This window comes from Streptomyces sp. NPDC057287 (assembly GCF_042667905.1).
Classification (GTDB): Bacteria; Actinomycetota; Actinomycetes; order Streptomycetales; family Streptomycetaceae; genus Streptomyces.
The window spans coordinates 27,763-50,394 of record NZ_JBHUYV010000012.1; the positions used below are offsets into that span (position 1 = coordinate 27,763).

Annotated in this window: 15 protein-coding genes and 1 pseudogene; 8 read left to right on the forward strand and 8 right to left on the reverse strand. The window is 70.2% G+C overall.

The window, feature by feature from the left end:
• Window positions 1–126: 126 nt before the first annotated feature.
• On the forward strand, window positions 127–1,629 hold the full coding sequence (locus tag ACFUNE_RS23050) for an amino acid permease (protein ID WP_383571091.1): 1,503 nt from the start codon (window positions 127–129) through the stop codon (window positions 1,627–1,629).
• A 5-nt stretch (window positions 1,630–1,634) separates the two neighbouring features.
• On the opposite strand, the pseudogene ACFUNE_RS23055 reads toward ACFUNE_RS23050, so the two are convergent.
• Window positions 1,635–1,824, reverse strand: a pseudogene (locus ACFUNE_RS23055) (NTP pyrophosphohydrolase); the annotation flags it as partial.
• 119 nt (window positions 1,825–1,943) lie between these two features.
• Window positions 1,944–3,044, reverse strand: a complete 1,101-nt coding sequence (locus ACFUNE_RS23060; protein WP_383571094.1) for an LCP family protein — start codon at window positions 3,042–3,044, stop codon at window positions 1,944–1,946.
• A 328-nt stretch (window positions 3,045–3,372) separates the two neighbouring features.
• On the opposite strand from ACFUNE_RS23060, the gene ACFUNE_RS23065 reads away from it, so the two are divergent.
• From ACFUNE_RS23065 to ACFUNE_RS23090, 6 genes are all read left to right on the forward strand, one after another.
• On the forward strand, window positions 3,373–4,497 hold the full coding sequence (locus tag ACFUNE_RS23065) for a hypothetical protein (protein ID WP_383571097.1): 1,125 nt from the start codon (window positions 3,373–3,375) through the stop codon (window positions 4,495–4,497).
• Window positions 4,498–4,832: 335 nt separating this feature from the next.
• The gene (locus ACFUNE_RS23070; RefSeq protein WP_383571100.1) at window positions 4,833–6,440 is read left to right on the forward strand and encodes a stealth family protein; all 1,608 of its coding nucleotides are present in this window, start codon (window positions 4,833–4,835) and stop codon (window positions 6,438–6,440) included.
• 15 nt (window positions 6,441–6,455) lie between these two features.
• Entirely contained in the window at window positions 6,456–8,066 is a 1,611-nt protein-coding gene (locus ACFUNE_RS23075; protein WP_383571103.1) for a sugar phosphotransferase, read from the forward strand.
• On the forward strand, window positions 8,063–9,826 hold the full coding sequence (locus tag ACFUNE_RS23080) for a stealth family protein (RefSeq protein ID WP_383571106.1): 1,764 nt from the start codon (window positions 8,063–8,065) through the stop codon (window positions 9,824–9,826). The genes ACFUNE_RS23075 and ACFUNE_RS23080 overlap by 4 nt, the downstream gene beginning before the upstream one ends.
• A complete protein-coding gene (locus ACFUNE_RS23085) occupies window positions 9,823–11,919 on the forward strand; it encodes a glycosyltransferase family 4 protein (RefSeq protein ID WP_383571109.1) in 2,097 nt (698 codons plus the stop codon). The genes ACFUNE_RS23080 and ACFUNE_RS23085 overlap by 4 nt, the downstream gene beginning before the upstream one ends.
• Before the next feature lie 21 nt (window positions 11,920–11,940).
• Entirely contained in the window at window positions 11,941–13,335 is a 1,395-nt protein-coding gene (locus tag ACFUNE_RS23090; protein ID WP_383571112.1) for a GDSL-type esterase/lipase family protein, read from the forward strand.
• 137 nt (window positions 13,336–13,472) lie between these two features.
• Here the strand turns inward: ACFUNE_RS23090 and ACFUNE_RS23095 are convergent, their stop codons facing one another.
• From ACFUNE_RS23095 to ACFUNE_RS23115, 5 genes are all read right to left on the reverse strand, one after another.
• Window positions 13,473–15,602 carry a 3-hydroxyacyl-CoA dehydrogenase NAD-binding domain-containing protein gene (locus tag ACFUNE_RS23095; RefSeq protein WP_383571115.1) on the reverse strand — a complete coding sequence of 710 codons (2,130 nt, stop codon included), beginning with the start codon at window positions 15,600–15,602 and terminating at the stop codon, window positions 13,473–13,475.
• The gene (locus ACFUNE_RS23100) at window positions 15,599–16,819 is read right to left on the reverse strand and encodes a thiolase family protein (protein WP_383571118.1); all 1,221 of its coding nucleotides are present in this window, start codon (window positions 16,817–16,819) and stop codon (window positions 15,599–15,601) included. The genes ACFUNE_RS23095 and ACFUNE_RS23100 overlap by 4 nt, the downstream gene beginning before the upstream one ends.
• A 272-nt stretch (window positions 16,820–17,091) precedes the next feature.
• Window positions 17,092–18,366, reverse strand: a complete 1,275-nt coding sequence (locus ACFUNE_RS23105; protein ID WP_383571121.1) for an HRDC domain-containing protein — start codon at window positions 18,364–18,366, stop codon at window positions 17,092–17,094.
• Window positions 18,367–18,484: 118 nt separating this feature from the next.
• The gene (locus tag ACFUNE_RS23110) at window positions 18,485–19,147 is read right to left on the reverse strand and encodes a response regulator transcription factor (protein ID WP_033300087.1); all 663 of its coding nucleotides are present in this window, start codon (window positions 19,145–19,147) and stop codon (window positions 18,485–18,487) included.
• 220 nt (window positions 19,148–19,367) lie between these two features.
• Complete coding sequence (locus ACFUNE_RS23115; RefSeq protein WP_383571125.1) at window positions 19,368–20,027, reverse strand: DUF3000 domain-containing protein; 660 nt, start codon at window positions 20,025–20,027, stop codon at window positions 19,368–19,370.
• A 92-nt stretch (window positions 20,028–20,119) separates the two neighbouring features.
• On the opposite strand from ACFUNE_RS23115, the gene hemE reads away from it, so the two are divergent.
• Window positions 20,120–21,229: a uroporphyrinogen decarboxylase gene (gene hemE / locus ACFUNE_RS23120; protein WP_383571128.1), complete on the forward strand. Its 1,110-nt coding sequence runs from the start codon at window positions 20,120–20,122 to the stop codon at window positions 21,227–21,229.
• On the opposite strand, the gene ACFUNE_RS23125 is transcribed toward hemE, so the two are convergent.
• A complete protein-coding gene (locus ACFUNE_RS23125) occupies window positions 21,226–22,608 on the reverse strand; it encodes an FAD-dependent oxidoreductase (RefSeq protein WP_383571131.1) in 1,383 nt (460 codons plus the stop codon). The genes hemE and ACFUNE_RS23125 overlap by 4 nt on opposite strands.
• Window positions 22,609–22,632: the final 24 nt, after the last annotated feature.

The following is a 22,632-nucleotide window of genomic DNA, read 5'->3' on the forward strand; positions in this document are numbered from 1 at the left end:
GGCCGGTCGCCACCCCGCACGGGTGGTCCGACCGGCCCATTCGCGTGAAATCGGGCCCTTCGGAGCGTGCCGGGGGCGGCCGGTTACGAATCATGGCGTGCACGACGAGCGCGTGGAGGTACGCCGGTGAGCACGCAGCAGGACACGCCCCCCAGCGGGAACGGACTGTTCAGGACCAAGACGGTCGAACAGTCCATCCGTGATACCGAGGAACCGGAGCACGCGCTCAAGAAATCCCTCTCGGCACTGGACCTCACGGTGTTCGGGGTGGGTGTCATCATCGGCACCGGGATCTTCGTCCTCACGGGCAAGGTCGCCAAGGAGACGGCGGGCCCCGCCACGGCCCTGGCCTTCGTCGCGGCGGGCGTCGTCTGCGCCCTCGCCGCGCTCTGCTACGCCGAGTTCGCCTCCACCGTCCCGGTGGCCGGGTCGGCGTACACCTTCTCGTACGCCTCGCTGGGCGAGCTGGTCGCCTGGATCATCGGCTGGGACCTGGTCCTGGAGTTCGCGCTGGGCACCGCGGTGGTGGCGGTCGGCTGGTCCGGCTACGTGCGCTCACTCATGGACAACATCGGCTGGACGATGCCCGAGGTGCTCTCCGGCCCGGACGTGGCGAGCGGATTCGGCTTCGACATCCTCGCCTTCGCCCTGGTGCTGATCCTGACCGTCATCCTGGTGCTCGGAATGAAGCTCTCCGCCCGGGTGACCACGGTCGTCGTCGCCATCAAGCTGGCGGTCGTGGGCATCGTCATCATCGCCGGGCTCTTCTTCATCGACACGTCCAACTACTCGCCCTTCATCCCCGAGGCGGAGAAGCAGGCCGGCGGTTCGGGCCTGGACGCCCCGCTGGTCCAGCTGATCTTCGGCTACGAACCGACCAACTTCGGCGTCATGGGCATCTTCACCGCCGCCTCCATCGTCTTCTTCGCCTTCATCGGCTTCGACGTGGTGGCCACCGCCGCCGAGGAGACCAAGCTCCCGCAGCGGGACATGCCGCGGGGGATCCTCGCGTCCCTCGTCATCTGCACACTGCTCTACGTCGCTGTGTCGATCGTCGTCACCGGCATGCAGAACTACTCCGAACTCTCCGTCAGCGCCCCGCTCGCCGACGCCTTCAAGGCGGTCGGACACCCCTTCTACGCGGGCGTCATCAGCTTCGGCGCGGCGGTCGGGCTCACCACGGTCTGCATGATCCTGCTGCTCGGCCAGACCCGGGTGTTCTTCGCGATGAGCCGGGACGGTCTGCTCCCGAGGTTCTTCTCGGTGACGCACCCGCGCTTCGGCACGCCGTACCGTCCGACGATCCTGCTGGGCGTGGTCATCGCGATCGTGGCCGGCTTCACCAGCATCAACGAACTGGCGACGCTGGTGAACATCGGCACGCTCTTCGCGTTCGTGGTGGTCGCCCTCGGCGTCATCGTCCTGCGGCGCACCCGCCCCGAGCTGCACCGCGCGTTCCGCACCCCCTGGGTGCCGGCGCTCCCGATCGTGTCGGTGGCGGCCTCGGTCTGGCTGATGCTGAACCTGCCGGCGGAGACCTGGCTGCGGTTCGGGATCTGGATGGTGATCGGCGTCATCATCTACTTCGCGTACGGCCGCCGGAACAGCCGTATGGCGAAGGCCCGTTGACCCGGTCAGTCACGCCGTGACGGCGGCAGCGGCTGTACCGTGCGCGGGCCCGTGCACCGGGCTCCGTACGCCTCGACCCGCTGCCGCAGCAGGCCCGGCCGTGACGACGACGCAGGGCCGCGCACCGTGTGCGGCGGCGGCCGGTGCGGCGATCAGATCGTCCCCGCTGCCCGGCGCCGCCTCCACACGTACCCCGTCACCAGCTTCCCCCACAGTCTTCTGCGTGGGAGGTGCCCTCAGAACCGGCCCCACCACATCGGCGGCGTCGACGATCACCAGGGTCCGCCCACCTGTCATCCCCGAAGGATGACAGGTCAGCCGCCAGTCGCCGGAGACTTCTTCGCCGACTCGGGGATCGTGCCGTCCGTGCGGATCGCCTTCCAGAGGCTGCCCGCCTGCGGCTCCGCCGCCACCACGCGGTTCGGGTCCTGCTTGTCGTAGGCGACGGGCAGCATGATCGTCTCCATGGTGGAGGGATCGACGCCGTTCATCGACCGGGCGAACTCCGCGAGCGAGGTCAGCGAGGCGAGGCCCTCGTCGGTCGTGAGCGACTTCGTCGCGGAGTTGGCGATCTTGTAGGTGCTCGTCGGACTGCCCAGCAGGTCCTGCGACTTGATCTCCGTCAGCAGGGCGAGCAGGAACTGCTGCTGGAGCCCGATGCGGCCGAGGTCGCTCCCGTCACCGATGCCGTGCCGGGTGCGGACGTAGGCGAGCGACTCGGTGCCGTTCAGCTTGTGCGCGCCGGCGGTCAGGTCGAGTCCGGAGGCCTTGTCCTTGATCGGCTCCTCGACGTCGACGGTGACCCCGCCGATCGCGTCGACCAGGTCCTTGAACCCGGCGAAGTTGATCTCCAGGTAGTGGTCGATCCGGACCCCGGACATCTTCTCCACGGTCTTGACCACACAGGCCGGACCGACCTGCGAGTAGACGGAGTTGAACATGACCCGCTCCGCGGACGCCATCTTCGAACCGTCGTCCTTGACGCACTCGGGCCGGGTCACGAGGGTGTCGCGCGGGATGGAGATGGCGGTGGCCTCGGTGCGGCCCTCGGGTATGTGCACCACCAGCGCGGTGTCCGACCGGGCGCCGCCGACCGCGCCGCCGCCGCCCAGCTCCTTGTTCTCCGCCCCGGCGCGTGAGTCGGACCCGAGGACGAGCAGGTTCTGGCCGGCGGTGGGGAGCTTCTCGGGGCGGTCCTCACCGAGCGCCTTGTTGATGTCGACGCCCTTGATGTTGCCGTCGAGGTCCTGGTACATCCAGTACGCCGTGCCACCGCCCGCGAGCAGGAGCACGAGGAGGACCCCGAGCGTGATCTTGAGGCCGCGGCGGCGCTTGCGTTCCTTCTTCCGGCCTCGCTTGGGTGCTTCCGCCCGTCGCGAGGCACGCGGGCCCGGGGGTACGGCGTCGTGGCTCATCCTGCACGAGTCCCTTGGTCTGTGGCCCGTGAGGGCTGGGTGGGGAGTTGGGGACTCGGGTGGGGCCGGTCCACGCATGTGGGGGGCTGGCCGAGTAGTATAGACAAATTTTCGAATCGTGTGTAATTCTTCGCGCGCTCTCCGCACCTCGTACACATTCGTCCGGCGGGCGAGGGAGGGGTGAACGCGGGGCGGCGAGTCGGTGGCGATCGAACGGAGATTCTATGATGGCGGGTGCCAGATCCGTCGTGCGTCCCTGACGCAGGTGGCGGTGCAGCAGCCGGCGCCGGGTCCTGGCGGGCAATCATGGGAAGGACGACCTCACATCATGCGGGTCAAGTCTGGGCGCGCCGACCGGGGGACCGCCCCGGTGCGAACTGCCCGTGAGCACCGGAGCGACGACCGTCGCGCGGCCGTGGCCGCCGTCGGCGGTCAGTGGATCGTGCGCGGCAAGGACGGAAGACTCACCGCGTACGCGCGACACCCCGACGGAGTCCTCCGGTGGACGGAGACGCGTCCGGGAGGGCCGGAATGGTCAGGCCCGGACCTGTTCGAAGTGCCCCACCTGACGCACCTCTCTCTCGCCCAAGGCGCCGACGGGTACGTGCACTTCCTCGGACGCAGGGCCGTCCCGAAGAAGGACGGACCGCCCGTCGTCGAGGTGATGCACGCCATCCAGTACCAGAGCGGCCGCGGCCTCGGCGAGTGGCGTTCCCTCGGTAATCCGCGCAAGAACTCCGACCAGGCGTCCGGCATGGGAGCGCCGACGGGCATCGTGAGCCCGTCCGGACTGGTGCACTTCTTCGTGCGGACCGCGGCCGGCGGTGTGATGCTGCGGCGCGACGACAAGGACGGCAAGTGGGAGTCGTGGCACAACATGAACGCCCGTGGCGCGGAGGAGGGGATGGCTGTCACTCCGGGACGGTCCGGCGCCGCCGATCTCCTCGTCCAGGGCCCGGGCGCAGCGATGCACTGGCGTCAGACGTCTCCGAACGGAGCCTTCTCGCGGGAGCAGGACATCCCCGTCCAGATGGCTTCGGGCAGTGTGACGGCGCTGGAGACCGCACCGGAGCGGTGCACGTACTACTGGACCGACCCCGCGACGGGGGGCGTGATGGCCTATCGCCTCGGGGGCTGGGTGATCCCGCTGGGAGGCACCCCGGCCGAAGGTCCGGTCACCGCGCTGCGGGCCCCGCTCGACGGCTACGACTGTACGGTCCTGGCGCATCGCGACCTCGACGGTCAGGTCATGCTCGCGGCGTGCGGCACGGAGAACGAGGGGGGCGGCCTGTGGTGGTCGCCGACCGGTGAACGGACGGGCATGCCGCCGGCCCTGGCGGTCGACAGCCTGGGGCGGGTGGTGCTGGGAGTGATCGGCGCCGACGGAGCCCTGTACGTCGCGCGCCAGAACGCCGAACCGGGCCTGGCCATGAGTCCGGCGGAGCGGGCCTGACGTCCGCCCCCGTACGCGCTGCCTGTCGGGCAGCGACGCCGTGGTCGATTTGTACGCCATTTCGCCATGTTTGGCGATTTGTGGCTTGTGAGTCGGACATTGACACGGAGCCTACAACTGATGAAGATGTGATCGCTCTGTGAAAGTTGAAAGTTCTTTCAGTTGCCATCAATGACTACTTGTGGCGAATAAAGCTCGCAGAGTTGCGGTCCCGGGGGGGTCCGCGAAGAACTCTGCTGGTCGTCGACCGCAGGCAGCTCAGGGAGTGATGGCGTGCGGCGGCGTTTGTCCGGCCCGGGTGGGGGGTGGCGGGTTTGACGATCATTCCTGGACCGATGGTGAGTCATGTCCGGGAGGCGGTGCCGGGTCATTCGCCGGCTCCGCCCCCCACTGCGCCCTCGGCCCCTCAGCAGCCGCACACGTCCGGTGGTGCGACGGACGACGTCTATGTGGAGCCGGGGCTCACGCCTCTCGGCGCCCGCGAGGCGAATCGTTCCGCCGTAGCCGATCTGCTCCAGTCCGCCGGAGTCTCCTTCTTCGCCGTCCGCGGGACCTCGGACCACGGAACTGTCGTTGCGGTCGCCGAGGAGGACCGGGAAGCCGTTCTGGGCGCCCTCTTCAGGGGGATGGGGCAGTACGCGGGTCACCTCAGCGTGATCGATCCGCACGCGGCGGCGCCCGGCGCTCCCCGCTCGTCCCGGGATCCCAAGGCCTGGCGCGGTGTCCGTGACGCGGCAGCGGTGCAGGTCAGCTGGTACCGCGCCGATGTGGGCAGGCACCTGGTGCTCGGCCACGAGTACGGATGCGCGGTGGAGTTCTGGCGGTGGCAGGGGACCCACCTGGTCGCGCCCCGGGCCAACAGGGTCACCTGGGCGGTGTCGGGGGAGGGCGGAAACGTCCTCGGGGCTCCGCGGCTGTTCAGCCGCTTCGTCTCCGATCACACGTCGCGGGACGAGGCTCCCCCGCTCGCCACCAGGCCCGAGTTCCTGGTGAGCTGTGTCGAGGACATCGCGTTCCCCGTCGACGCCGTGTACACGTGGGTGGACGGGAACGACCCCGCCTGGCAGCAGCGCAAGGCGGCGGCGAAGGGTGAGGTCTACCACGCCGAGTCCGCGAGCGACGCCCGCTTCATCAGCCGTGACGAACTGCGCTACTCGGTCCGGTCGCTCCACATGTTCGCCCCGTGGATCCGCAACATCTACATCGCCACGGACGACCAGGTGCCGGCGTGGCTCCGTGAGGACGTACCCGGGATCCGTGTGGTGAGCCACCGGGAGATCTTCCGGAACTCCGCGGACCTGCCGACGTTCAACTCGCACTCGATCGAGAGCCAGCTGCACCACATCGAAGGGCTGTCCGAGCACTTCCTGTACTTCAACGACGACATGTTCATAGGACGTCCCGTCGCGCCGCACTCGTTCTTCACGCCGAGCGGAACGGCGCGGTACTTCCCCTCGCGCAACCGCATACCGCAGGGCCCGGTCGTCGAGACCGACACCCCGGTCGACGCGGCGTGCAAGAACAACCGCGCTCTTCTGCGGGAGCGCTTCGGCCGGGTGATCACCCAGCCCATGGAGCACATCCCCTACGCGCTGCGCCGCAGCGCGATGGAGGAAGCCGAGCGCGACTTCCCGCAGGCATGGGCCCGTACGGCGGCCAGCCGCTTCCGGGCGATGACGGATCTGTCCACGACCTCGTCGTTCGGGCTCTACTACGCGGCGCTGACCGGCCGTGCCCAGCCGGGGGCCATGCCGTTCACCTACCTCCAGCTGGCCGTTCCCGACCTGGCGGACCGCCTGCAGCGGCTCCTCGACGGCCGGAGCCAGGACTCCTTCTGCCTGAACGACGCGTTCTCCACGCCGGAGGACATCGAGGCCCAGCAGGAGCTGCTCGACGGATTCCTCAACGCCTACTTCCCCGTCCCCAGTCCGTACGAACGATGAATCGGGGTTCATGACATGACCGATTCGAGTTCTGCGGCCAGGGTCTACAAGCGCATCGTGCCGCAACCGGTGCGTGCCGTCGCCGGCAGCCGGGTGCCGACCCGGGTCCGGCGCAAGGTCAAGGGCGGCCTGGTCCGCACCCTCAACCGTCGTGAGGCGCGCCTTCACCGGCGCGCGCTCCGGCTGGTCAGGAAGGGAGATTTCGCGAGCGCGTCCGAACGCAGGACGCGCACACCGGACGGCCGTGTCGGTCATGTGCACCAGGGACTGACCATCGACCTGGCGCGTCGTCTCGACCATGATCTGGTGACCTCGGCCCTGGACGCCGCCGACATCCCCTGGTTCGCCGTGCCCGCGCTCGACGACCGGCGCATCTGCCTCGCGGTGGAGCAGCAGGACAAGGGGCCGGTCCGCCGGGTGCTCCGCGCGCTGCTGGAGGAACACACCGGATACGTCGTGTCGGCGTCGCCCGTGAACAACGACACCCTCATGACTCCGGGGAGCCATCTCAAGGCCTGGAAGAACTACGGCAGAGCCAAGGCCGTGCGGATCACCTGGCTGCGCACCGAGCCCACCGAGAACCTCTGGGTCGGTGAGGACCAGGGCATCGAGATCGAGTTCTGGACGGTCAACAGCGATCTGCCGCAGGAGCGCCTGGTCGGACCCCGGCCCAATCGTGTCCAGCGAGTCGTCTCCAGGGACGCCGTGGGAATCGAGATCGGCTTCGACCGGCTTTCGGGCTACTGCGACATCGACGGTGACATGGACCCGTCGATCACGCTGGAACAGTTCGACATCGCGCGCCTCGAAGAGATCTCCTTCCCTGTCGACGCCGTTCTGCTGTGGGAGCACCCGGGCGCCTGGAACGAGGAGCTGCTGCGGGCGTCCCTGCGCTCCCTCCACCAGTACGCCCCGTGGATCGATGTCGTCCATGTGGTGGCCCGGACTCCGGCACCCGGGTGGCTCAGGGGAGGCGACGCCAGGCTTGTCGTGGTCACGGACGAGCACGGGGCCGACGGCCGCCTCCACCTCCTTCCCGACATCGCGGAGCACTTCCTGCTCCTCAGGCCCGGCGCGCTGCTCGGGCGGCCGACGCGTCCGTTCGACTACTTCACCCCCGGCGGCACGACGCGGCCGCGGCGGGGGATGTGGACGGCGGAGGAGTCGTTCGCACCCTGGACCGCGCAGGCGTATTCGGCGACCGGCCGGGCCGTGACGCAGTCCTTCGCGCCCGGACCGCAGCCGTACACGTGCTCGATCCTGGGCCGGCTCGCGGAGACAGGGGTGACGGCTGAGCCGTCACCGGACGGGCAGGCGCAGCCGAAGCTTCCCGGATCCCATCCGGGTGACGGGCTGGCCCACCACTTCGCGTACGCCCACGGCCTCGCCGACCCCTCGGGTGAGACCACCGCTGTCGTGCACGCGGCCCTTCCCGGAATCGCCCTGCGACTCGACCGGCTCCTCGTGCGACGCGACCTGCAGCAGCTCCAGTTCTTCGGGCTCGGGAGCAACGAGGCTCTCGGCCAGGGCGGCAGCAAGGCGGTCGTCGATTTCCTGCGCCGCTACTTCCCCGTGGCGAGTCCGTTCGAGCACGGCCACTCAGAGGACCCGGAACCGTACACGTGAGCACTAGTAATCCGGAGGCATCCGCGGTCATCGGGGTGTACCGCAACGTCGTTCCCCGATCCCTGAGGCGTCGCGTCGCCCGGCGCGTCCCCATGCGCCTGCGGACCGGTCTCAAGGGGCTGTTGCGGCGCCTGCACATCCTCACCCTGGCCGCTCGGTTCGTCCGAGGACGCAGGGCGCGGCGCCGCTGGCCCCACCTCTTCCGCACCTCGGAGAGCCTGGCCGTCCTCTCGGGACGGGGAGGGATGATCGCGCTCGTGCGTGCCACGGCTTCCCCGCTCGGCCTGCGGGAGGCGAACCTGGAACTGATCGTCTCCCTGCTCGACGACGCGGGGATCGACTACTTCGCCGTCCGGGGCAACTCCGACTTCAGGTCCGTCCTCGGCGTCTCGGCGGCCGACCGGGAACGTGTCGTGACCGCCCTCGCGACGACCCGCCTCACCGCGCCCGTGTACCTTTCCGCTTGCTCCGGCGAGCGGCTCGTCGGCCGGTCCGCCCTGTGCGGATCCGCCGGAGCCCGGCGCACCGGGCGCCGGGCGAGCGTGCTTCGCACCGGCATGGTGTGGGCCGATCCCGGCAACTCCCTGGTACTGGGCCTCCGTTACGGCTGTGACATCGAGTTCTGGCGCGCCGAGGACGGCCGGCTGGTCGCCCCTCGCCCCAACCGGGTCACCGAGGACGTCTCCCTTGACGAACCACGGGTCAGTGTTCCCGTCAGCCGGCTGACCGGGTTCGCCGCCCTGCACACCCGCCGCACCCGGTCGGTGCGCACGATCGAGGCCTGCGCCGACGTGCTGCCGGAGGACGTGCGTTTTCCCGTCGACGTCGTCTACACCTGGGTGGACGGGGCGGCCCCGGAATGGCAGCGTCGGCGCGCCCAGTACGGCGACGGGGGCTACCACACCGAGTCGGCCAACGCGGCCCGGTACATCAGCCGCGACGAACTCCGCTACTCCCTGCGCGCGCTGGAGCAGAACGCGCCCTGGGTCCGCCACATCTATCTCGTGACGGACCGGCAGAGACCCGAGTGGCTGAGTCTGCGCAGTTCCCGTCTCACGGTCGTCGACCACTCGGAGATATTCCAGGACTCGGCCGCCCTGCCGACGTACAACTCGCACGCCATCGAGAGCCAGCTGCACCACATCGACGGTCTGGCCGAGCATTTCCTGTACTTCAACGACGACATGTTCCTCGGGTGCCCGACGACGCCCAAGGACTTCTTCATGTCGAACGGGATGACCCGCACCTTCTTCTCCCCCTCGCAGGTGCCCAGATGGGGCCTGACCGTGGGGGACCGGCCCGTCGACGCCGCCGGGAAGAACAACCGGAAGATCATCCTCGAGAGCTTCGGATCCGCCATCGTGCAGAAACTCCGGCACGCTCCGTACGCCCTGCGGCGCAGTGTCCTCTACGAGATGGAGAAGGAGTTCGCCGAGGCGCACCACAGCACCTCGCACAGCAGATTCCGCAGCGCGACCGACATCTCCATCCCGTCCTCGCTCTACCACTACTACGCGTACTTCACAGGACGAGCCGTGCCCTCCGACATCAGTTTCGCCTATCTGGATCTGGCGAAGCCGGAGATCTCCAGAAGGCTGGGCATCCTGCTGGCCCGGCGTGACCGGCAGGCGTTCTGCATCAACGACACGGTCTCGGACACCTTCGAGGTGAACCGGCAGACCCTCATGCTGAACGCTTTCCTGGAGTCCTACTTCCCGGTGCCGAGCCCGTTCGAGCGGAAAGAACGTGCGGCCCGGTGAAGATCTCGTTCCTGATCAACAACATCTACGGCATCGGCGGTACCAACCGGACGGTGATCAATCTCGCCGAGGCGCTGGCGGTCCGTCATGAGGTCGAGATCGTCTCGGTCTTCAGACGCAGCACCGCGACGAAGTTCGAGATCTCCCCACGCATCACCGTGCGAGCCCTGGTGGACCTCCGGTCCGGATCGGCCGACGTGCGGGCCCCCGGCAGCGACGAGCCGAGCGAGGTCGTTCCACGGCAGGAGGAGTTCTACGCCCAGTACAGCAGGTTCACCGACGCGCGGATCATCCAGGACCTGAGCCGGACCACCGCGGATGTGGTGGTGGGCACCAGGCCCAGCCTGAATCTCTTCGTCGCGCGGTACACCCGTGACCCGGTCCTGCGTGTCGCCCAGGAGCACATGACGCATCTGGGGATCCCGCCGGCGGTCCGTGCCGAGATGGCACGGGTCTATCCGCGGCTCGACGCCGTGACGACGGTCACGGAGGCCGACGCCCGATCGTTCCTGGAGCACACCCCCGTGCCCGGGATCCCGGTCATCGGCATCCCCAACAGCGTGCCGCGTCCCGTGGTCGAGCCCGCGGACGGCTCCCACAAGGTGATCGTCAGCGCGGGCCGCATGCACCGGATCAAGCGCTACGACCTGCTGATCCGTGCCTTCGGCATGCTCGCCGACGAGTTCCCCGACTGGCAGTTGCGGATCTACGGCGACGGAGGCGAGGCGGCCGCTCTGCGCGAGCTGACCACCGAACTCGGACTCGCCGGACGAGCGCTGCTCATGGGCGGGTTCTCCCCGATCGAGTCGGAGTGGGCCAAGGGGTCGATCGCCGCCGTCACCTCCAGCGCCGAGTCCTTCGGCATGACACTGGTGGAGGCCATGCGGTGCGGGCTGCCCGTCGTGTCCACCGACTGCCCCGTGGGGCCGCGCGAGATCCTGCGCCACGGCGAGGACGGCCTGCTGGTCAGGACCGAGGACGCGGAGGCGATCGCGCACGGCCTGAGGCTGCTGATGTCCGACGACCGGCTCCGCCGCGACATGGGCGTGGCCGCCCTGCGCAACTCCGCGCGCTACGACCCCGAGGCGGTCGCGGCACGATACGTCGAGCTGTTCGAGGGCGCGGCGCGCCGGCGGTCGGCCTCGGACAGCGGTTACCGGCCCCCGGCCGCGGCCTCGGACGTCGTCGCCGTGCAGTCGACCGTGCCGCCCGTCTCGATAGCGGCCGCCACGGTCGATGTGGCGGCCGACGACGTCGGCTGGCTGAGGTTCTCGGCCGTCGGCCCGCAGGACGGCAAGAGCCGCTGGCAGTTCGTCCTCAGGCACAACCCGTCCGACGGGAAACGGCTGCCGGACATGCCTCTGCGCACCACCCGAAAACCGCTCGGCAACGGTGGCACGCGCTACACGGCCGCGCTGACCCCCTCGGCCCTGGAGGACCTCGGCGACGGCCGATGGCGGGTCACCATGTCCTCGGCGAAGTCTGCCGACGTCCATATGAAGGCCGGGATCCGGGACACGCGGAAGCTGATCGGGGCCAGGGCGGCCGTCCTGACCGACTCCGGGACGACGCCCGTCGGATGGAACCTCCCGTACGCGCAGCCGAACGGCAAGCTGATGCTCCGTACCGTTCTGCGGCAGGACCACGTCGAGTCGACCGCCGTCGAGGTCGACGAGCACGGGATCACCCTGACCGGTGTCCTCTGCGGGTCCGCCCGGATCGAGCCCGGCGCTCTCTTCGTGGTCAGCCGGCGCGGGCCGCGCTCGGCCAACTTCACCGTGCCCGTCCAGGTCCTCGCGAACAACGCCTTCCGGGTCGAGGTGCCGGTCCGCAAGGTGGTGGACCACCGCCTCGACCGCTGGGAGGACTGGGACTGGTGGCTCCAGCCCTCTCCGGACAACTGGCGCAAGTTCCGCGTGTGTCATCTCCTGGAGGATTTCCCCGACGTGAAGGGTGCGTTCGTGTACCCGGAAGTACCGGTCGTGGGGGACGAGACAACCGAATTCGTGAGCGTCCACCCGGCCAAGCCCGTCCGGGTGCGCCCCTACTGCTCCGCGTCAGGGGCCATGGCCATGAACGTCGTCGACCGCTAGAACTCCTTGGATGGGGATAAAATGAACCGCACAATATTTGTCCTCGGGGATTCCGTTCCGGCGCCGCGCACGGACGAGGAGGCCCCCATGGCCGGCTGGGGGCAGAAGATACAGGAGCTGCTCGTCGGCCCGATCGACGTGGCGAACTACGCGCGCAGCGCGATGACCACGCGCAAGTACTACACCGAGCGGTTCGCGGGCCTCCTCAACAGGATGAGTCCCGGGGACGTCGTCCTCCTCGGGTTCGGCGGCGTGGACCACATGATCCACAACGGCATGCGCTATGTGCCGGTGCCGGAGTACCAGGAGATCCTGGGGCTCTTCACGGACTACATCCGGAGTGAGGGCGGAGTGCCGGTCATGGTCACTCCCACGGCGCGCTACGCCTTCTCCGCGACCGGCGAGGTGAAGAACACGCGGGGCGAGTATCCGCGGGCCATGGCGGAGGTCGCGGCCGAGCGGGGTGTCCCGCTGATCGATCTCACCGGCATCACGATGAGTCTCTGGTCCAGGATCGGCCCCACGCGGTTGCGCCAGTACTTCTGCTGGGTCGACGCCGGAGAGCACGCCCTGCACCCGGACGGAAACATCGATTCGAGCCACCTGAACCATCCCGGGGCCTACGAGGTCGCCCGGCTGGTCGTGGCCGGCCTCGTCGAGCGTTCCGTCCTCACCAGGGCCGACGTGGACATAGCGGCGCTCATGGAACCCGAAGGGCTGCCTCCGGTCTCGAACGAGTTCACGGTCCAGTCGCCCGAGTCGGCCCTGAACTACGGTGTGCGCACCGGCGGAGTGCCGAGTTTCGCCCGCCCTGCCGCCGGAGCCACCGTGGGTCCCATGACCAAGTTCTCGGGCACCGCCGCACCCGGCACGGATTACCTGCTGTTCTTCGAGCAGGGCCAGTACATCGGGGGAACCGGTGTGGGCGCCGCCGGCCAGTGGCTGTGGCGCCGTGCGGTCGAGTGGACCCCCGGCGAACACCTCGTCCAGTGCGTGGGGCTCCGGGCGGACGGGTGTTCACCGACGGCCGAGCAGCACTTCCAGGTGATTGCAGGCGTGGCGCCCACCGTCATCACGGCACCGAAGGAGAACAAGTTCGCGGGGCCGAAGGTGCGCTTCGCCGGACGCACCCAGCCGGGCGCCACCAAGGTCGTGCTGATGGAGGGCGGCCGGCTGATCGGTGCGACCGCCGTCGACGAGAAGGGCGAGTGGCACTTCACCCACGCCCACCGCTGGCGGGCCGGGCACCACGCCGTCGATGTCATCGCGCTCTTCGGCGCGCAGGAATCCGCTCCCGCCACCGTCCGGTTCAAGGTCGTCGGCATCCCGGAGAACAGCGGCATCCGCGCAGCCGGCAACTCCCGTGAGGAGTGCGGCGAGGCCTGCAACCACAGGCCGTTCACCGGGACCTGGTGACGGCCGGGACGGGCGACGGGCCGGGCGGGTGACCCCGTCCGGCCCGTTCGTACGTGCGCCGTGCCGTCGGACGCCGCAGCACGCGGACGGGCCGTACGGAAGGATCCCGTACGGCCCGTCCACAGGGAGATCCCCGGTTACGCCGGGACGCTCGCCACGCCCTGCGCCAGGAACGGCTTCCCGTTGACCCGCTGCGAGACGCCCTCGCGGTCCAGGTACGGCGTGATGCCGCCCAGGTGGAAGGGCCAGCCGGCGCCCGTGATCAGGCAGAGGTCGATGTCCTGGGCCTCGGCGACGACGCCCTCGTCCAGCATCAGGCCGATCTCCTGCGCCACCGCGTCGAGGACGCGGTCACGGACCTGGTCCTCCGTCAGGACGGTGTCGCCCTGCTTGAGGAGGGCGGCGACCTCGGGGTCGAGGACCGGCGCTCCGGATTCGTAGACGTAGAAGCCGCGCTTGCCGGCCTTGACGACCGCGGCGAGGTTCTCGGAGACCGTGAATCGGTCCGGGAACGCGCGGTTCAGGGTCTCGGAGACGTGCAGGCCGATGGCCGGGCCGACCAGCTCCAGGAGCACCAGCGGGGACATCGGCAGGCCGAGGGGCTCGATGGCCTTCTCCGCCGTCTCGACCGGGGTGCCCTCGTCGATGATGTTCTGGATCTCGCCCATGAAGCGGGTGAGGATGCGGTTGACGACGAACGCCGGGGCGTCCTTCACCAGGACCGCGGTCTTCTTCAGCTTGCGGGCGACGCCGAAGGCCGTGGCCAGCGAGGCGTCGTCGGTCTGCTCGCCGCGGACGATCTCCAGGAGCGGGAGGATCGCGACCGGGTTGAAGAAGTGGAAGCCGACGACCCGCTCGGGGTTCTTCAGCTTCGACGCCATCTCGGTGACCGAGAGGGACGAGGTGTTCGTGGCGAGGATCGCGTGCGCCGGGGCGACCGCCTCGACCTCCGCGAACACCTTCTGCTTGACGCCGATCTCCTCGAAGACGGCCTCGATGATGAAGTCGGCGTCGGAGAAGCCCTCCGCCTTGTCCAGCACACCGGAGACCAGGGCCTTGAGGCGGTTGGCCTTGTCCTGGTTGATGCGGCCCTTGCCGAGCAGCTTCTCGATCTCGGCGTGGACGTAGCCCACACCCTTGTCGACGCGTGCCTGGTCGATGTCCGTGAGGACGACCGGCACCTCGAGGCGGCGCAGGAAGAGCAGCGCGAGCTGGCTGGCCATCAGGCCCGCGCCCACCACGCCGACCTTGGTGACCGGACGGGCCAGGGCCTTGTCCGGAGCGCCGGCCGGACGCTTGGCGCGCTTCTGGACCAGGTTGAAGGAGTAGATCCCGGAGCGCAGCTCGCCGCCCATGATCAGGTCCGCGAGGGCCTGGTCCTCGGCGTCGAAGCCGGCGGACAGGTCACCGCTCTTGGCCGCGGCGATGATCTCCAGCGCGCGGTACGCGGCCGGGGCGGCGCCGTGCACCTTGGAGTCGGCAACGGCCCTGCCGCGGGCGACGGCCTGGTCCCAGGCGTCACCGCGGTCGACCTCGAGGCGCTCGACCACGAGCTCGCCCTTGAGGACGGAGGCGGTCCAGATCAGCGACTGCTCCAGGAAGTCGGCGCCCTCGAAGATCGCGTCGGCGATCCCGAGCTCGTAGACCTGCTTGCCCTTGAGCTGACGGTTCTGGTTGAGCGAGTTCTCGATGATCACCGAGACGGCGCGGTCGGCGCCGATCAGGTTGGGGAGCAGCGCGCAGCCGCCCCAGCCGGGGACCAGGCCGAGGAAGACCTCGGGCAGTGAGAACGCGGGCAGCGCGCTGGAGACGGTGCGGTAGGAGCAGTGCAGACCGATCTCCACACCGCCGCCCATGGCCGCGCCGTTGTAGTACGCGAACGTGGGGACCGCGAGGCCGGACAGGCGGCGGAAGACGTCGTGGCCGCCCTTGCCGATGGCCAGCGCGTCCTTGTGGTCCTTGAGGAGCTCGACGCCCTTGAGGTCCGCGCCGACGGCGAAGATGAACGGCTTGCCGGTGACACCGACGCCGACGATCGTGCCCTCGGCCGCCTCCTTCTCGACCTGGTCGACGGCGGCGTTCAGGTTCGCCAGCGACTGCGGGCCGATGGTGGTCGGCTTGGTGTGGTCGAAGCCGTTGTCCAGGGTGATGAGCGCGAAGCGCCCCGCACCGCCGGGCAGGTCGAGATGGCGTACGTGCGCCTGCGTGACGACCTCGCCGGGGAACAGCTCGGCCGCGCCCCTCAGAAGCTCAGTGGTGGAGCTCACTTGTTGCCTCCGTTGAAGTTCGGGTTCTCCCAGACGACCGTCGCGCCCATGCCGAAGCCGACGCACATGGTCGTCAGGCCGTAGCGGACCTCCGGCTGCTCCTCGAACTGGCGGGCCAGCTGAGTCATCAGGCGGACGCCGGAGGAGGCGAGCGGGTGACCGTAGGCGATCGCGCCGCCGTACTGGTTGACGCGCTGGTCGTCGTCGGCGATGCCGTAGTGCTCCAGGAACGCGAGCACCTGCACGGCGAAGGCCTCGTTGATCTCGAAGAGACCGATGTCCTCGATGGAGAGACCGGCCTTGGCCAGGGCCTTCTCCGTCGCCGGGATCGGGCCGTAGCCCATGACCTCGGGCTCGACACCCGCGAAGGCGTACGAGACGAGGCGCATCTTGACCGGGAGGCCCAGCTCGCGGGCGGTCTCCTCGGACGCGAGCAGCGAGGCGGTGGCGCCGTCGTTGAGGCCCGCGGCGTTACCGGCCGTCACGCGGCCGTGGGCGCGGAACGGGGTCTTCAGGCCGGCCAGGGACTCCATGGTGGTGCCCGGGCGCATCGGCTCGTCCGCGGTGACCAGGCCCCAGCCCGTCTCGCCGACGGCCGGGTCGGTGCGGCGCACGGATACCGGCACCAGGTCCTGCTGGATCTTGCCGTTGGCGTACGCCTTGGCGGCCTTCTCCTGCGAGCGGACCGCGTACTCGTCGGCGCGCTGCTTGGTGATCGAGGGGTACCTGTCGTGCAGGTTCTCCGCGGTCATGCCCATGAACAGGGCGGACTCGTCGACCAGCTTCTCCGACACGAGACGCGGGTTCGGGTCCACGCTCTCGCCCATCGGGTGGCGGCCCATGTGCTCGACACCGCCGGCGATGACGACGTCGTACGCGCCGAAGGCGATGGAACCGGCCGTCGCGGTGACGGCGGTCAGGGCGCCCGCACACATGCGGTCGATGGAGTAACCGGGCACCGACTGAGGCAGACCGGCCAGAATCCCGGCCGTACGCCCGAGGGTGAGGCCCTGGTCGCCGATCTGGGTGGTCGCGGCGATGGCGACCTCGTCGATCTTCGCGGGGTCCAGGTCCGGGTTGCGGCGCAGCAGCTCCCGGATGGCCTTCACGACGAGATCGTCGGCGCGGGTCTCGTGGTAGATGCCCTTCGGGCCCGCTTTGCCGAACGGGGTGCGGACGCCGTCGACGAAGACGACGTCCCGGATGGTACGAGGCACGGTGGCTCTCCTCCAGGGTGCGGGATGGCACTGCTGCGGGCGCACGCATCGGCACGCCACGACCCTCATGCTACTTGCGGGTAACCAGACTGCCCACCCCCCGTCGCCGGAGCGGCGAACGTCACACGGGGAGGGAGCGTCGCCGGCCGCCCGAGAGGACCGGGTAACTGGCGTGAATTCGATCCTCCTCGAAGAGGCGGTCCCCGGGGTGCTCCCGACACGCGTACGCCCCCCGCCGGATCCGGCGGGGGGCGTACGCGTGTCGGGACGTGTCAGGCGCTGGTGTCCAGGGCCCTCAGCAGCAGGGGCCCGACCTGGCCGATCTGCCAGTGGCGCGCGCCGTGGCCGGCGAGGGCGGTCTCGACCGTGTCCGGGGTCAGGACCTTGGGCGGCTCCCAGCAGACCCTGCGCACCGTGTCGGGGGTGATCAGGTTCTCCTGCGGCATGTGCAGCCGCTCGGCGAGCTCCGACACCGCGGTGCGGGCCGCCGACAGACGGGCCGCGGCGGCCGGGTCCTTGTCCGCCCAGGAGCGGGGCGGCGGCGGGCCGGCCGGCTGCTGGCCGGGCTGCGGCAGCTCCGACTCGGGCAGCTCCCTGGCCCGGTCGACGGCCGCCTGCCACTGCTCCAGCTGACGGCGCCCCATGCGGTGCCCGAAGCCGGGCAGTGCCGTGAGCGCCTGCACGTTCGCCGGGAGGGCCAGGGCCGCCTCGATGATCGCGGCGTCGCCGAGCACCTTGCCGGGCGAGATGTCACGGCGCTGCGCCACCTGGTCGCGGGCGGTCCACAGCTCCCGGACGACCGCGATCTGACGGCGCCGGCGCACCTTGTGCATGCCGGAGGTCCGGCGCCACGGGTCCTTGCGCGGGGGAGCCGGGGGCGCCGAGGCGATCGCGGCGAACTCCTCCAGCGCCCAGTCCAGCTTGCCCTGCCGGTCCAGCTCCTCCTCCAGGGCGTCGCGCAGGTCCACCAGCAGCTCGACGTCGAGGGCGGCGTAGCGCAGCCAGGGGTCGGGCAGCGGGCGGGTGGACCAGTCGACCGCGGAGTGTCCCTTCTCCAAGGCGTAGCCGAGGACGTTCTCCACTATGGCGCCCAGTCCGACGCGCGGGAATCCGGCCAGCCGTCCGGCGAGCTCCGTGTCGAAGAGCGAGGTCGGGGTCATGCCTATGTCGCGCAGGCAGGGCAGGTCCTGGGTCGCGGCGTGCAGGATCCACTCGGTGCCGGTGAGCGCGTGGCCGAGACCGGAGAGGTCGGGACAGCCGACCGGGTCGATCAGCGCACTCCCGGCGCCCTCGCGGCGCAGCTGTACGAGGTAGGCGCGCTGCCCGTAGCGGTAGCCCGAGGCGCGCTCGGCGTCGACGGCGACGGGGCCGGTGCCCGCGGCGAAGGCCGCGACCACCCGGGCGAGCGCGTCGTCGTCCGCCACCACCGGGGGGATGCCCTCGCGCGGTTCGAGCAAGGGGATCGGCGCCGGGGCGACGTCGTCCGGGGGAGCGCCCCCGGTGGTTCGCAGTGAAGTGTCTGCTGCGGTCTCTTGGGCGTCGGTCACATGCCAAGGGTATCTGTGTATGTGCGTCGCCCGCCGACGGAACGTTCCGTCGACGGGCGGCCATGCACGTAAACCGGCCGGATACGCATCCGCGCAGGTGCCGGCGGGGTGTGTGGGGTCAGTGGATGATGCCCGTCCGCAGGGCCACGGCGACCATTCCTGCACGGTCTCCGGTGCCGAGCTTGCGGGCGATGCGGGCGAGGTGACTCTTCACGGTGAGTGCGGAGAGGCCCATCGAGACGCCGATGGCCTTGTTGGACTGGCCTTCGGCGACCAGGCGGAGCACCTCCACCTCGCGGCCGGAGAGTTCGCGGTAGCCGCCCGGGTGGCTCGGGGAACCGGGGGGCCTGCGGTGCATACGGGCGGCATTGGCGCCGATCGGGGCGACGCCGGGACGGGTGGGGTGGCCGATGTTGGTACGGGTGCCGGTGACGACGTAGCCCTTCACGCCGCCCGCGAGGGCGTTGCGTACGGCGCCGATGTCGTCGGCGGCGGAGAGGGCGAGGCCGTTCGGCCAGCCGGCGGCTCGGGTCTCGGACAGCAGGGTCAGCCCGGAACCGTCGGGCAGGTGGACGTCGGCAACGCAGATGTCGCGCGGGTTGCCGACGCGGGGGCGGGCCTCCGCGATGGACGACGCCTCGATGACGTCACGAACTCCGAGGGCCCACAGATGGCGGGTGACGGTGGAACGGACGCGCGGGTCGGCCACGACGACCATGGCCGTCGGCTTGTTCGGGCGGTAGGCGACCAGGCTTGCGGGCTGCTCGAGGAGAACGGACACCAGGCCTCCTGGGGAGTGGCGGGACGGGCCGGCTCGGGGATGAAGCCGGGGGCGAACCGTGCTTGAAGGGTCATTGACCTCTTCGGCAGCAGGTGCGTCCTCCTTTAGAGGAAGATCACGATTTAGTGAGTAACAATTCGGGCAAATAGGACGCGCGATCGATTGTACGAAAAGAGAGCCGGTCCCTGTGCGACCGGCTCTCTCCGAAGATGACGCTGCGTTATGAGACCTGGGGCCCGCGCCGCTGGGGCAGGGTCACCACCGCGGCGTCGGCCGTGCCCGAGGGCGGCAGACCGGCGAGCTGGCAGAGCAGATCGCCCCAGGCGACCAGGTGCGCGCCCATGTCCGGCACTCCGCCGCGCCCCTCACGCGGCGTCCACGAGGCCCGGATCTCGATCTGCGTCGCCGGGCGGCGCTCGGACAGCGCGCCGAAGTAGTGCGAGCCGGCGCGCGTCACCGTCCCGCCCGCCTCCCCGTAGGAGAGCCCGCGGGCGTCCAGCGCCCCCGTGAGCCAGGACCAGCACACCTCGGGCAGCAGCGGGTCGGCGGCCATCTCCGGTTCCAGCTCGGCCCGTACGAGCGTCACCAGCCGGAACGTGCCCTGCCAGGCGTCGTGTCCGGCGGGGTCGTGCAGGAGGACCAGGCGGCCGTCGGCGAGATCGTCCTCGCCCTCCACGACGGCGGCCTCCACGGCGTAGGCGTGCGGGGCGAGCCGCTTCGGCGGCCGCGTGGGCTCGACCTCCAGTTCGGGGCGAAGGCGCGCGGAGCGCAGCGCCTCGACCGCCGACCGGAACGCCTGCGGGACTGTTTCGCCCTCCGCACTCTCCTCGCTGTCAGTGCCATCGGAATGATCGGAAAATTGTCCCTGAGCCGGAGCCATGCGGGGAAGAGTAGGCGGAACCGGAGCCCCGTGCAGGGAGGGACACCCATGCGAGGTCCGGCTAGTTGCCGCTCCGTGCGAAGATTCTGTGCGTGAGTGCCAACGACCTTCCCCAAGAGCTCAGCTCCGTCCGATCAGGGGAGGGCCCGTCCTCGGGCCTGCGGACGACCCCCGCCACCCATGACTCGGCGTTCCTGAAGGCCTGTCGCCGCGAGCCGGTGCCGCACACACCGGTCTGGTTCATGCGCCAGGCGGGCCGGTCGCTGCCCGAGTACCTGAAGGTCCGCGAGGGCATCGCGATGCTCGACTCCTGCATGATGCCGGAGCTGGTCACCGAGATCACGCTGCAGCCCGTGCGCCGCCACAAGGTCGACGCGGCGATCTACTTCAGCGACATCGTCGTTCCCCTCAAGGCCATCGGCATCGACCTCGACATCAAGCCCGGCGTCGGCCCGGTGATCGCCGAGCCGATCCGCACCCGCGCCGACCTGGCCCGGCTGCGCGACCTCACGCCCGACGACGTCCCGTACGTCACCGAGGCCATCGGGATGCTCACGGCCGAGCTCGGCGCCACGCCGCTGATCGGATTCGCCGGTGCGCCGTTCACCCTCGCGAGCTACCTCGTGGAGGGCGGCCCGTCCCGCAACCACGAGCGCACCAAGGCCATGATGTACGGCGAGCCGGAGCTCTGGGCCGACCTGCTCGACCGGCTCGCGGAGATCACCGGCGCGTTCCTCAAGGTCCAGATCGAGGCGGGTGCCTCGGCGGTCCAGCTCTTCGACTCCTGGGTCGGCGCGCTCGCCCCGGCCGACTACCGCAGCTCCGTGATGCCGGCCTCCGCGAAGGTCTTCGACGCCGTCGCGTCGTACGGCGTCCCGCGCATCCACTTCGGCGTGGGCACCGGTGAGCTCCTCGGCCTGATGGGTGAGGCCGGCGCGGACGTCGTCGGTGTGGACTGGAGGGTACCGATGGACGAGGGCGCCCGCCGGGTCGGCCCCGGCAAGGCACTCCAGGGCAACCTGGACCCGGCGGTGCTCTTCGCCCCGACCGGAGCGGTCGAGGCGAAGACCCGCGAGGTGCTCGACGCCGCCGCCGGCCTCGAGGGCCACATCTTCAACCTCGGCCACGGCGTCATGCCGACGACCGAACCGGACGCCCTGACGCGCCTGGTCGAGTACGTCCACCAGCAGACGGCCCACTAGTCCCGCAGGCTCGCCCGCACCGCCGCCACGGCCTTGCGGGCGGCCACCAGGACCGGGTCCCACACCGGCGAGAACGGCGGGGCGTAGCCGAGGTCGAGGGCCGTCATCGCCTCCACCGTCATTCCGGCGGTGAGCGCCACCGCCGCGACGTCCACGCGCTTCGCCGCCCCCTCGCGGCCGACGATCTGCACGCCCAGGAGCCGGCCGGTCCGGTACTCCGCGAGCATCTTCACCGTCATCGGCTTCGCCCCCGGGTAGTAGCCGGCACGGCCCGTCGACTCGATCGTGGCCGTGACGTAGCGCAGTCCGACGGCGCGGGCGTCCTTCTCGCGCAGCCCGGTCCTGGCGATCTCCAGGTCGCAGACCTTGCTCACCGCCGTACCGACCACGCCGGGGAACGTGCCGTAGCCCCCGCCGACGTTGGACCCGATGATCTGGCCGTGCTTGTTCGCGTGGGTGCCGAGCGCGATGTGGCGGGTGCGGCCCGCGACGAGGTCCTGGACCTCGACGCAGTCCCCGCCCGCCCAGATGTCCTCCTGCCCCACGACCCGCATCGAGAGGTCCGTCAGCAGGCCGCCGTGCGGTCCCAGCGGGAGGCCGGCCTCGCGGGCGAGGGAGGTCTCCGGCTCGACGCCGATGCCGAGCACGACGACGTCCGCCGGGTAGGTCTCCCGGTCCGTGGCGACCGCGGTGACCCGCCCGTCCCGGCCGGTGTCGATCCTGGTGACCGAGGCTTCGTTGACCGTGGTGATGCCCAGTCCGTCCATCGCTTCGTGGACCAGCCGGCCCATGTCGGGATCGAGCGTCGCCATCGGCTGCGCACCCCGGTTGAGCACCGTCACCTCGAAGCCGCGCTTCAGCATCGCCTCGGCCATCTCGACGCCGATGTAGCCCGCGCCGACGACGACCGCCCGGCGTCCCGTGGCCCGGTCCAGCGAGTCCAGGAGCGCCTGGCCGTCGCCCAGGGTCTGCACCCCGTGGACGCCCGGAGCGTCGATCCCGGGCAGATCGGGGCGCACGGGCCGGGCGCCCGTCGCGACGACCAGCTTGTCGAAGCCCGTCCAGTACGTCTCACCGCTGTCCCGGTCCAGCGCCCGTACCCGGTGCCCCGCGACGTCGATCTCCGTCACCTCGGTGCGGGTGCGCAGATCGATGGACCGGGCCCGGTGCTCCTCGGGCGTACGGGCGACGAGGGCGTCGGGCCCCTCGACGTCGCCGCTCACCCAGTACGGGATGCCGCAGGCGGAGTACGAGGTGAAGTCGCCGCGTTCGAAGGCGACGATGCTCAGCTCCTCGGGCCCCTTGAGCCTGCGGGCCTGCGACGCGGCGGACATGCCCGCCGCGTCGCCTCCGACGACCACCAGTCGCTCCGTCGCCATGCCGGGTCCCTCCGCCGCCGTGTG